Origin of the sequence: Aquipseudomonas ullengensis (genome assembly GCF_014174475.1) — a bacterium.
GTDB classification, from domain to species: domain Bacteria; phylum Pseudomonadota; class Gammaproteobacteria; order Pseudomonadales; family Pseudomonadaceae; genus Aquipseudomonas; species Aquipseudomonas ullengensis.
This window is the reverse complement of the sequence record NZ_JACJUD010000001.1, coordinates 583,590-594,865: the sequence shown is the minus strand read 5'-3', so window position 1 is coordinate 594,865 and position 11,276 is coordinate 583,590. Positions and strand designations below refer to the sequence as shown.

The window sequence follows — 11,276 nt, the reverse complement described above, 5'->3', positions numbered from 1 at the left end:
AGACACGATTTTGCTGACCTTTTGTTCAACCTTGCACATTCTGCAGAGCTGCTCGCTGCCGCACCGTGCAATGCTGACCGTCATACCGTGTGATCGAGTGCGCGCAGGGCGGCTGGGCGGTCGGGAGAAATCCGTGCAAGCTGACTAGTCTTGGGAGGGTTCCTCTTGCAGTGGACGTCGCAATGAAGGCAATGCACATCATCGCGCTGACGGCGGCTTTGTTGCTGAGTGGTTCGCTGCATGCCGAGCTTGTGCGCATGAGTGCCGACTCCTGGCCGCCGTTCACCGACAAGCGCCTGCCCAACAACGGCCTGGCGGTGGACCTGGTGAACACCGCCCTGCAACGCGCCGGCTACACCACCGAATACATCGAGGCGCCGTGGGCGCGGGTGCTGCACGGTTTGCAGCAGGGCGACTACGACCTGGTCGTCAGCGCCTGGTACAGCGAGGAGCGGACCCGCTTCGGCCAGTTCTCCGCGCCTTACCTGATCAATCGCGTGCGCTTCCTGCAGCACCGTCGCACGGCCATCGACTACCAATCGCTGGCCGACCTGCGCCCCTACGATATCGCCGTGGTACGCGGCTACAGCTATTCCCAGGCGTTCGACCAGGACGCCAGCCTGCGCAAGGTTCCGGTGCTGGAGTTCGCCATGGGCGCACGCATGCTGGCTGCCGGGCGGGTGCAGCTGGCGCTGGAGGATGAGCTGGTGGCGCAGCACTACCTCAACCGCGAGCTGGCCGAGGTGAAGGATTCACTGACATTCCTGCCCCAGCCGCTCAGCGAGAACGGCCTGCACATCCTGGTGCGCCTCAGCCATCCCCGGCACCAGCAGATCGTCGACGACTTCAACCGCGCCATCGTGCAGATGCGTGCCGACGGCACCTACGCGCAGATCTACCAGCGCCACGGCTTGCAGGCGCAGGAGTAGGCCGCCAGTCATCACACATCTGTAACTTCATGTTGCTAGGTTGTCGGCCCTTTCTCTGCCTGGCTCGAACCGTGGGCAGAGCCCGCGCGCCGCAGACGAGATGCATGAAGATAGATACCGGCAACGCCCGCAAACCGTTCCTGATCCGCGCCGAGAGCCTGAATTGCGATGAGTTTGGCGCGCTCTTCAGCCGCCTGTTCGGCAACCTCTATTCCGGGTTTGCGCGGCCGGAAAAGCCGATAGTCATCGCCGGCGTCTATGGCCGCTACGAGGGCGTCAGCTTTCGCTCACTGAGCTTTCAAGGTGACCTGCGCACCGAGTTGCCGGAGCAGGACGATGAAATAACCTTCGTCTTCCCCACCGCCGGCAAGGTGGTCTTCGAGCAGTCTGGCGAAACCGTGGGGCGACCCCGGCTCGGCCTGGCGATAGAAAAGGCCTCGGTACGTTCGGTGGGCTTCATCGACGGTCACGCGCAGTACGGCCTCTCGGTGCGCCGCTCGATTTTTGCCCGGCGCCTGGCGGTGTTGCTGGAGCGCCCGGTGCTGCACAAGGTGCGTTTCCAACCGGTGGTGGACCTGAGTGTCGAGGCCTGTCAGGGCATCAAGGCCGTTGTCGGGATGGCCACCGGCGGGGAGTTCGACGCGCTGCTGCTGGGCAGTAGCCTGATGCCGGCGCGCCTGCAGGAGATGCTGGTCGATGCCGTGCTGGAGGGCTGGCCGCACAACTACAGTGAGGCGCTCAAGCGCCCCGCCCCGCTGATTGCGCCGCGCCATGTGAAACTGGCCATGGAGTACCTGCAGGAGCACCCCGGCATGCCGGTCAGCGGCAGCGAACTGGCGGCGCTGACGAATGTCAGCCTGCGGGCGCTGCAGGAAGGCTTCCGCCGTTTCGTCGGCACATCGATTGCGGCCTACCAGCGCCAGGTTCGCCTGCAACGGGCTTATGAGGTTCTGCAGCAGGAGGTTTCGCCGTCGGTCAGCGAAGTATCCCTGGGGCTCGGCTTCACCAATGTCGGGCGGTTCTGTCAGTACTTCCAGAGTGCTTTCGGGGTGAGCCCGGCGGATCTCAGAAAGGGCCTGGCGGCCCGTTAAGCGCTGACGCAAAAGCCCTCACCCGGCCGCCGTGAGTCACGCCAGACCGGGTGAGGGCAATACTGCGCAATCAGAACTGATAGCTGGCCTTGAGGCTGCCGCTGACCCCGTGGCTGTTGCTGCTGCCGATGGCGCCGACTGCCGCGCCCAGGCTCAGCTCGCCCAGGCTGGCGTTGAGATTGAACGCCCCGCTGAACTGGTCACGGTCGTCGAAGGCGGCACGCTGGGTAATCTCCAGGCCCAGCAGGCGGCCTTGGCTGTCGACGTCATAGCCATCCAGGGCATGGTCGTAGCCGAATTCGAGCCCGGGAACCATCTTCCAGCCGCCGGCCAGGTCGACCGGCGCGAAGCTGGCCTTGAGGTTGGCTACTGCGCTGCTGCGCGTTTCCTGGAGGTCGTCGACATCCAGGGCCAGGTCGCTGCCTTTTTCCTGGAAGCCGTCCAGGCTCAGGTGGCTGACGCGTACGCCCAGGCTCGGCTCCAGGATCACGCCGTGCATGGGCATACGGTAACCCAGGGCCAGGCTGGCCCCGCCGAGCGTGCCGTCGGTGTTGCCCTTGGCCTTGCCCAGGCCGCCACCGAGCTCGCGCTGGCTGTCGTAGTCGACCCAGCCGGCGCTGAGGCTGGCGTCCGCGAACAGGCCGTGTGTCAGGCTGCCCGGGGCGTAGCGGGCGCCGACACGAAGGAAGGTCAGGTCGGTGTCCGCCTCGCCGCTGGCTGCGCCGACGCTACCCCGGCTGTAGCCGAAACCGGCGTGGCCGCTGAGCTGCTCGGAGAAGCGCTGGGTCAGGCCGATCATGCTGCCCTGGGTGTGTTCGTTACTGCTGGCCGCCTCGGCAGAGCCGTCGTTGCCCTGGTAGCCGGCCAGGGCGGTCATCCACAGCCGGCTTTGCCCGGCTTTCAGCTCGATACCGCTGGTGTAGGGGGCGGCTGCCTTCTCGATCATGGCGTCCTGGCGCAGCAGGTAGCTGGCGCTGTCGGCATGTACCTGGCCGCCAATGGTGGACTCCACGCCGCCGAGGGTGCCGGCGTCGATGGCCGACTGCAGGTAGTAGTTGTAGGCGCTGTAGTCGCCCGAGAGGCTGCTGTTCTGCAGCTGGGTCAGCAGTTGCGCACCGGCCGCGGCGTTGCCTTGCAGGCCGGCGGTTTGCGGCAGGCTGCTGTAATAGACCATCTTGCCGCGTAGCACGTAGAGGGTTTCCTGGGACAGGCCCAGGCCTTCCTTGAGGTAGTTGTCCATGCTGCCGTACTGCGCCACCACTTCGTCCAGGCCGGCCTGCAGGTAGCTGGCCTGCACGCCGAGCAGGGGCGCGTAGATCGTCGCATAGCTCGCCGGCAGCGCGGCCAGGGTGGCGGCGACGCGGGCGGCGGTGTAGTCGTTGGTCGCCAGGTAGTTGTCCATGATGGTGGCGCTGTCCACCCCGGCGATGCTCTGCAGCACGGCGGCGGTCCAGCCGGTGCGGTCCTTGCCGGCGGTGCAGTGGAACAGGGCGGCGCCATCGGCGGCGGCCAGTTCATTGAACAGTGCGGCGAGCTGGCCGCGCATGCCGCTGTTGCTGACGAAGGCGCGGTTGGTCTGCTCCATCATGGCGATGGCCTGGGCGGCGCTGGTGAAGGAGATGGACGTGATGTTGGCGCCGGAGGTGGCGCTGCCGATGATGTCGATGTTCTGGTAGGCCGCGCCGGTGGGCAGGGTGTCCGGTGTGCCGGCGATTTCGCTGGGGGTGCGCAGGTCGTAGACATGGCTGATGCCCAGGTTGTTCAGGAGGCTCAGGTCGGATGCCGTGGGCGTCAGTGCGTTGGAGCGATAGAACACCCCGGCACGCATGACGCCGTCATTGGCGGTGGTGTAGGCGCTGGTGGTGCCGGCAAGGTCGCGGAAGTTGTCGATGCCGGTCAGCCGTGGGGTGTCCAGGCTGTAGGTTTGCGCCGCATGGGCGGAGGCGATGGACAGGCTGAGAACAGAGAGCGAATAGAGAACGCGGTGGAACACGGTGTGGCCCCTTCAAGTGTGTTGGCGGGGCCACTATCTGCCGTGTCGTGTACACGAATATTACACGTCTGGGTTGTTGCGAAATCGCAGCGCGATCTGTCCTTTGGGTGCGCGTTCTGTCCGCGCGGTGCAGGTCGAGTGGACGTGCGGGGGTTAAGGCATGACGCGCGGACTAGAGCAGGCGCACCTTGAGCGAACGGCCCTTGATCTTGCCGTCGTTGAGGCGCTTGAGGGCCTGCTTGGCCACGTCGCGCTCGACCGCGACGAAGGCCTGGTAGTCGAACAGGGCGATCTTGCCGATCTTCGCGCCGGGCAGGCCGGCCTCGCCGGTGAGGGCGCCGAGGATGTCGCCGGGGCGCAGCTTCTCCTTGCGCCCGGCGCCGATGCACAGGGTCACCATCGGCGGTTGCAGCGGCTCGCCGCTCTTGGCCTTGAGGCTGCTCAGCGGGTGCCAGTTCAGCGGGCTCTTCTGCAGGGTCTCGATGGCCTGGGCGCGATGGCCTTCGGCCGGGGCCACCAGGCTCATGGCCAGGCCCTTGGCGCCGGCGCGGCCAGTACGGCCGACGCGGTGGATATGGATCTCCGCGTCGCGCGCCAGCTCGACGTTGATCACCATGTCCAGGGCGTCGATATCCAGGCCGCGGGCGGCCACGTCGGTGGCCACCAGCACCGACAGGCTGCGATTGGCGAACATCGCCAGCACCTGGTCGCGGTCGCGCTGTTCCAGGTCGCCGTTCAGCGCGGCGGCGGAAATGCCGTGGGCGCCGAGGTGGTCGACAAGTTCCTGGCACTGCTGCTTGGTGAAGCAGAAGGCCACGCAGGATTCCGGGCGGTAGCTGGCCAGCAGCTTGAGCACGGCGTCCATGCGCTGCTCGGGGGCGATCTCGTAGAAGCGCTGCTCGATCTGCGCGTCGTCGTGCAGGGCCTCGACTTTCACCTGCTGCGGGTCGCGCATGAAGGTGGCGCTGAGCTGCTTGATGCCGGCCGGGTAGGTGGCGGAGAACAGCAGGGTCTGCCGCTTGGCCGGGGTCTGGTTGATGATCTCGGCGATGCTGTCGTAGAAGCCCATGTCGAGCATGCGGTCGGCTTCGTCGAGGACCAGGGTATTGAGGCCGTCGAGCTTGAGGGTGCCTTTCTTCAGGTGTTCCTGGATGCGTCCCGGGGTGCCGACGATGACGTGGGCGCCATGCTCCAGCGAGCCGATCTGCGGGCCGAACGGCACGCCGCCGCAGAGGGTGAGGATCTTCACGTTGTCGGCGGCGCGGGCCAGGCGGCGCAGCTCCTTGGCCACCTGGTCGGCCAACTCGCGGGTCGGGCACAGCACCAGCGCCTGGCAGCCGAAGAAGCGCGGGTTGAGCGGGCTGAGCAGGCCGATGCCGAAGGCTGCGGTCTTGCCGCTGCCGGTCTTGGCCTGGGCGATCAGGTCCAGGCCCTTGAGGATCACCGGCAGGCTCTGCGCCTGGATCGGCGTCATCTCGGCGTAACCGAGGGCGTCGAGGTTGGCCAGCATGGCGGCGGAGAGGGGCAAGGAGGAGAAGGCGCTGTTCACGGTGGTGACCTGCAAGTAGGAATGGCGCGGATTGTATCAGGCGTGGCCGTTCGCCCCCGTGGGAAAATCGACCGCCAGCGCCTAAGCTGCAGGGCAGACCACTCCACTGCCCAAGGCTAAGGCCACTATCGATGCACGTGCTCAAGGGACTGCTGCTCTGCCTCTGGCTGACCAGCCTGGCCGCCACGGCGGATTGGTACCCGGTACAGGTGCAGGCCGACGGTCAGTTGCTGCAGTACCAGCCGCTGGCCCGCGCAGCGCAGCCCTGGCGCATCTGTGCCCTGCTGCCCCATGGCAAGGACCGCTACTGGTGGGGCGTGGCCTGGGGCCTGGATGGCGAGGCCGCGCGCCAGGGTGTGCGCCTGGGCATCTACGAGGCCGGCGGCTACGAGAACCCGCAGGTGCAGATCGCCCAGCTGCAGGCCTGCCGCGCGGAGGATGCCGATGCCTATGTGATCGCCTCGATCAACACCGACGACCTGTGCCCGCAGATCGCCGAACTGCATGGCCAGGGCAAGCCGGTCATCGACCTGGTCAACCGCCTGGACTGCCCGGGGGTCAGCGCCCGCTCGCAAATAGACTTCGCCGATATGGTCCGCGAGATTCTGGCCTATATCGAAGGCAGCCGTGAGGCCGGCCCGTTCAGCATCGGCTGGCTGCCGGGGCCGCAGGGCGCCGGCTGGGTGATGGACGGCGAGAACGGCCTGCGGCAGGCGTTGCAGGGCCAGCCGGTGACGCTCTATCACGGCGGCTATGCGCCGGTGGATCGCGCCAGCCAGGCGCAACTGGTGCGCCGCCTGCTGAACGAGCATGGCGAGGTCGACTACCTGCTGGGCAATGCCGAGGCCGCCGGCTTCGCCGCGCAACTGGTGCGGACCTCCGGCAACCAGTACCGCACCCAGGTGCTGGCGACCTATACCACCGAGCGCATCCTCGAGCAGATCCGCGACGGTTTCATCCTGGCCGCGCCCACTGACTCGCCGGTGCTGCAGGCACGCATCGCCATCGACCTGGCGGTGCGCGTACTGGAGGGCAAGCCGCATCCCGCGCTGGTCAGGCCGCTGATCGTAATGCTCGATCAGCGTGGCCTGGAGGCGTTCGATATCAGCCGGCTGATGCCGCCGGAAGGGCACTGGATGATCCGCCGCGATATGCCGCAGTAGCGCTGTCTAGGCCTGCTGTTTCAGCTCGGCGATGCGCGCGTCCTTGGTTTGCCACAGGTCGCTGACCCAGCCCTGCACCAACTGGCGGAATTCGGCGTCGCGCTGGTAGTCGCCGGCCCACAGCGCCGGGTCCAGCTCGCGGGTCTGGATATCGACGATGACCTTGTCCACCTGGCCGCTGAGCAGCGCCCAGAAGCCCGGCGGGCGGTTGCCCGGGTAGACCACCGTGACGTCCAGCAGGGCATCCAGTTGCGGGCCCAGCGCGGCCAGGGTGAAGGCCACGCCGCCGGCCTTGGGCTTGAGCAGGTGCTGGTAGGGCGAGCCCTGCCGGGCCTGCTTGGCCGGGGTACAGCGGGTGCCTTCGAGGTAGTTGACCACGGTCACCGGCAGCGCCTTGAAGCGCTCGCAGGCGGCTTTGGTGATCTCCAGGTCCTTGCCCTGCATCTGCGGGTGCCTGGCCAGGTAGGCCTTGGAGTAGCGCTTCATGAAGGGGTAGTCGAGGGCCCAGAAGGCCAGGCCGAGGAACGGCACCCAGATCAGCTCGCGCTTGAGGAAGAACTTGAAGTAGGGCGTCTTGCGGTTGAACGCCTGCACCAGCGCCGGGATATCCACCCAGGACTGGTGGTTGCTCACCACCAGGTAGGAGCGCTCGCGGCGCAGGCCTTCGCCGCCGCGGATATCCCAGACCGTCGGGGTGAGCAGGGCGAAGATCGCCTTGTCGATCTCGGCCCAGGTCTCGGCCACCCACATCACCCCGCGCGAGCACAGGGTGCGCAGGCGCTGGCCGGGCAGCACCAGCTTGAGCAGGGCGATCAGCAGCAAGGGGCCGATCAGGATCAGGGTGTTGAGCAGGAGCAGCAGGGTCACGCAGCTGGCGGTCAGCAGTCGTCGCATGGCAAGTCCCAGTCGCCTATCGGGGGAGGCGCCATCATAACCGCTCGTCCGTCCAGCGCATTCATCCAGGCTATCCATCGCGGCATTGACTGATGTCAATGTGCCGGTGCCCATGCTCATCGCCTATGATGGCTCACCCCATTTCATCGCGTTCCCTGGCGGCTGGCTCTTATCGTGCTGAAGCGTATTGCGGTCTCCGAGCTGTGCCTCGGTATGTACATTCACGAATTCTGCGGCTCATGGATGGACCACCCCTTCTGGAAGGGACGCTTCCTGCTCGAAAGCGAGCGCGATTTGCTGCGCATCCATGCCAGCGAACTGCGCGAGGTGTGGATCGACGTCGGCAAGGGCGTCGACGTCGCGCCCGGCCAGGTCAGCCAGACCGTCGAGGAGGTGGAAGCCGAAGCCCAGGCACGCCTGCTCGCGGCCGACAGCACAAAGGCCCCGCAGGCCCGCGTCCCCCTCGACCAGGAGGTGCAGCGCGCACTCAAGCTCTGCGCCCGCTCCAAGGCGGCCATCGTCGAGATGTTCAGCGACGTGCGCATGGGCCAGGCCGTCGAGCTGGCGCATGCCGCCGAACTGGTCGAGGAAATCTCCAACTCGGTGCTGCGCAATCCCAACGCGCTGATCAGTCTGGCGCGCCTGAAGACCTCCGACGAATACACCTACATGCACTCGGTGGCCGTGTGCGCGCTGATGATCGCCCTGGCTCGCCAGCTCGAGCTGACCGAGGAGCAGGTGCGTGAAGCCGGGCTGGCCGGCCTGCTGCACGACATCGGCAAGATGGCGATTCCCGATGCCATCCTGAACAAGCCGGGCAAGCTCACCGACGCCGAATTCGGCACCATGCGCAGCCACCCCGAAGCCGGCTCGCGCATGCTGATCGACACCCGCCAGGTCAGCGCGCTGGTGCTCGACGTGTGCCTGCACCACCACGAGAAGTTCGACGGCTCCGGCTACCCGCATCGCCTGGCCGGCGAGCAGATCAGCCTGTTCGCGCGCATGGGCGCGATCTGCGACGTGTACGACGCGATCACCTCCGAACGCCCGTACAAAAGCGGCTGGGACCCGGCCGAGGCGATTCGCAAGATGGCCGAGTGGCCAGGCCACTTCGACCCGCGCCTGTTCCAGGCCTTCGTCAAATCGGTGGGCATCTACCCGGTGGGCGCCCTGGTGCGCCTGGAAAGCGGGCGCTTGGGGGTGATCCTCGAACAGCATGAGAAGTCGCTGCTCACGCCCAAGGTCAAGGTGTTCTTCTCCGCCCGCTCGAAAGTGCCGATTGCCCAGGAAGTCATCGACCTGGCCAAGCTGGTCGGGCGCGACAAGATCGTCGGCCGCGAATCCGCCGAGGATTGGGGCTTCAAGAATATCGAGGAACTCTGGTCCGGCATCGCCGTCGGCAAGGGCTCGCTGTTCGACTGATTGACGCCCACGCTGCGCTGCGGCACCGTGCCGCCATCAGCCCCTGCCCGCACGGACGCCATGTCGCACATCCTGATTGTCGAAGACGAAGCGGCGATCGCCGATACCCTGGTCTATGCCCTGCAGGCCGAGGGCTTCACCACCACCTGGCTGCAACTGGCCGAGGCCGCCCTGGCGCTGCAGGCGAGCAGCCCGGCTGATTTGCTGATCCTCGATGTTGGCCTGCCCGATATCAGCGGCTTCGAGGCGTGCAAGCGCCTGCGCCGTTTCTCCGAGGTGCCGGTGATCTTCCTCACCGCCCGTGATGCCGAAATCGACCGGGTGGTGGGCCTGGAAATCGGTGCCGACGATTACGTGGTCAAACCGTTCAGCCCGCGTGAAGTGGCGGCGCGGGTCAAGGCCATCCTCAAGCGCATGGCGCCGCGTACGGTCGCTCCAGTCGAGGCCGTCCACGGGCCGTTTCAGCTGGATGCCGAGCGTGTGCAGATCCATTACCACGGCCAGCTGCTGGCCCTGACCCGCCACGAATTCCGCCTGCTGCAAACTCTGCTCGGCCAGCCCGAGCGGGTGTTCTCCCGCGAGCAGCTGCTGGATGCCGTCGGCGTGGCCGCCGATGCCGGCTACGAGCGCAACATCGACAGCCACATCAAGAGCCTGCGCGCCAAGCTGCGCCAGGTCGCCAGCGGGTCCGAGCCGATCCAGACCCATCGCGGCTTGGGCTACAGCCTGAGGCTGATCTAATGCCCATAGGCGTACGGATTTTCCTGGTCTACTTCCTCTTCGTCGGCCTGGCCGGCTGGTTTGTCCTCAGCACGGTGATGGACGAGATCCGCCCCGGCGTGCGCCAGAGCACCGAGGAAACCCTGGTCGACACCGCCAACCTGCTGGCGGAAATCCTCCGTGACGACCTGAAGAGCGGTCGCCTGGCTCAGGGCCGTCTGCCCGAGCTGCTCAAGGCCTATGGCCAGCGCCAGCCGCAGGCGCAGATCTGGGGCGTGGAGAAGAGCGCGGTCAACCACCGCATCTATGTCACCGACGCCAAGGGCATCGTCCTGCTCGACTCCAGCGGCGTGGCTCTCGGCCAGGACTACTCGCGCTGGAATGACGTCTACCGCACCTTGCGCGGCGAGTACGGCGCGCGTTCTACCCGTGAGGATCCGCAGGACGAGGACAGCTCGGTGATGTACGTGGCGGCGCCGATCAAGGACGGCCAGCAGATCATCGGGGTGGTTTCGGTGGCCAAGCCCAATCGCAGCCTGCAGCCTTACATCGAGCGTTCGCAGACACGGCTGACCTGGCTCGGCACCGGCCTGATCGCCCTCGGCCTGCTGGTGGGCGGGCTGCTGTCCTGGTGGCTCAGCGGCTCGCTGCGCAAGCTCACCCGCTACGCCCAGGCGGTCAGCCAGGGCCAGCGTGCCGAGTTGCCGACCCTGCGCGGCGGCGAGCTGGCGCAACTGGCCGAGGCGGTGCAGAAGATGCGCACCGAGCTGGAAGGCAAGGACTACGTCGAGCAGTACGTGCACACCCTGACCCACGAACTGAAAAGCCCATTGGCGGCGATTCGCGGCGCCGCCGAACTGCTCGAAGGCGAGATGCCGGCCGAGCAGCGCCAGCGTTTCGTGGCCAACATCGCCAGCGAAGGCGCGCGCCTGCAGCAACTGATCGAACGCCTGCTCAACCTGGCGCTGGTGGAGCAACGCCAGGGCCTGGAAGAACAGGTACCGGTTCCGCTGCGCGAACTGGTCGACGAGGCGCTGCACAGCCAGGCGGTGCGTATCGAAGCGGCGGGCCTGCAGATCGACAACTCGGTCGAGCCGCACCTGAGCGCGCTGGGCGAGCGCTTCCTGCTGCGCCAGGCGCTGGCCAACCTGCTCGACAATGCCCTCGACTTCACCCCGCCGGGCGGCTTGCTGCGTTTCGCGGCGCAGCTCGATGGCGCGCAGCTCGAGCTCAGCCTGTACAACCAGGGGCCGGCGATTCCCGACTACGCCCTGGCGCGCCTGACCGAGCGCTTCTACTCGCTGCCTAGGCCCAGCAGCGGGCGCAAGAGCACCGGCCTGGGGCTCAACTTCGTGCAGGAAGTGGCTGGGTTGCATGGCGGTGCGTTGCAGGTCGGCAATGTCGCGGGCGGGGTGCGGGTCAGCCTGACCTTGCCGTCGGCATAGACCCGACAGCGAGGTGTCTGCTGCGCGGTTGGCGCATTGGATTGTGCCGGGAAGCAGCCACCTGAAACGG

9 protein-coding genes are annotated in these 11,276 nt (G+C 66.7%); 6 read left to right on the top strand and 3 right to left on the bottom strand.

Annotated elements, in window-relative coordinates; genetic code table 11:
- Window positions 1–182 precede the first annotated feature (182 nt).
- Complete coding sequence (locus tag H3H51_RS02570; RefSeq protein ID WP_183087447.1) at window positions 183–929, top strand: substrate-binding periplasmic protein; 747 nt, start codon at window positions 183–185, stop codon at window positions 927–929.
- Between the two features lie 104 nt (window positions 930–1,033).
- Window positions 1,034–2,020 (top strand): AraC family transcriptional regulator, encoded by a 987-nt coding sequence (locus H3H51_RS02565; protein ID WP_183087446.1) that lies wholly within the window; start codon window positions 1,034–1,036, stop codon window positions 2,018–2,020.
- Between the two features lie 70 nt (window positions 2,021–2,090).
- Here the strand turns inward: H3H51_RS02565 and H3H51_RS02560 are convergent, their stop codons facing one another.
- Both H3H51_RS02560 and dbpA read right to left on the bottom strand, forming a co-directional pair.
- Window positions 2,091–4,013, bottom strand: a complete 1,923-nt coding sequence (locus H3H51_RS02560) for a tyrosine-protein phosphatase (protein ID WP_183087445.1) — start codon at window positions 4,011–4,013, stop codon at window positions 2,091–2,093.
- 172 nt (window positions 4,014–4,185) lie between these two features.
- Window positions 4,186–5,577, bottom strand: a complete 1,392-nt coding sequence (gene dbpA / locus H3H51_RS02555) for an ATP-dependent RNA helicase DbpA (RefSeq protein ID WP_183087444.1) — start codon at window positions 5,575–5,577, stop codon at window positions 4,186–4,188.
- Window positions 5,578–5,693: 116 nt separating this feature from the next.
- On the opposite strand from dbpA, the gene torT reads away from it, so the two are divergent.
- Complete coding sequence (gene torT, locus H3H51_RS02550) at window positions 5,694–6,725, top strand: TMAO reductase system periplasmic protein TorT (RefSeq protein ID WP_183087443.1); 1,032 nt, start codon at window positions 5,694–5,696, stop codon at window positions 6,723–6,725.
- Window positions 6,726–6,731: 6 nt separating this feature from the next.
- Here the strand turns inward: torT and H3H51_RS02545 are convergent, their stop codons facing one another.
- A complete protein-coding gene (locus H3H51_RS02545; RefSeq protein ID WP_183087442.1) occupies window positions 6,732–7,619 on the bottom strand; it encodes an acyltransferase in 888 nt (295 codons plus the stop codon).
- A 174-nt stretch (window positions 7,620–7,793) separates the two neighbouring features.
- Between H3H51_RS02545 and H3H51_RS02540 the strand changes: the two genes are divergently transcribed.
- Genes H3H51_RS02540 through creC form a run of 3 tightly spaced genes read left to right on the top strand, consistent with a single transcriptional unit; the run spans window position 7,794 to window position 11,206 of the window.
- Window positions 7,794–9,041: an HD-GYP domain-containing protein gene (locus tag H3H51_RS02540; RefSeq protein ID WP_183087441.1), complete on the top strand. Its 1,248-nt coding sequence runs from the start codon at window positions 7,794–7,796 to the stop codon at window positions 9,039–9,041.
- A gap of 60 nt (window positions 9,042–9,101) precedes the next feature.
- Entirely contained in the window at window positions 9,102–9,782 is a 681-nt protein-coding gene (gene creB, locus H3H51_RS02535) for a two-component system response regulator CreB (RefSeq protein WP_183087440.1), read from the top strand.
- Window positions 9,782–11,206 carry a two-component system sensor histidine kinase CreC gene (creC, locus tag H3H51_RS02530; protein ID WP_183087439.1) on the top strand — a complete coding sequence of 475 codons (1,425 nt, stop codon included), beginning with the start codon at window positions 9,782–9,784 and terminating at the stop codon, window positions 11,204–11,206. Before creB ends, creC begins: the two co-directional genes overlap by 1 nt.
- Window positions 11,207–11,276: the final 70 nt, after the last annotated feature.

Coding starts and splice junctions, on each gene's coding strand:
- creC (WP_183087439.1), top strand. CDS start 9,782: ATGCCCATAGGCGTACGGATTTTCCTGGTCTACTTCCTCTTCGTCGGC.
- torT (WP_183087443.1), top strand. CDS start 5,694: ATGCACGTGCTCAAGGGACTGCTGCTCTGCCTCTGGCTGACCAGCCTG.
- H3H51_RS02565 (WP_183087446.1), top strand. CDS start 1,034: ATGAAGATAGATACCGGCAACGCCCGCAAACCGTTCCTGATCCGCGCC.
- H3H51_RS02545 (WP_183087442.1), bottom strand. CDS start 7,619: ATGCGACGACTGCTGACCGCCAGCTGCGTGACCCTGCTGCTCCTGCTC.
- creB (WP_183087440.1), top strand. CDS start 9,102: ATGTCGCACATCCTGATTGTCGAAGACGAAGCGGCGATCGCCGATACC.
- H3H51_RS02570 (WP_183087447.1), top strand. CDS start 183: ATGAAGGCAATGCACATCATCGCGCTGACGGCGGCTTTGTTGCTGAGT.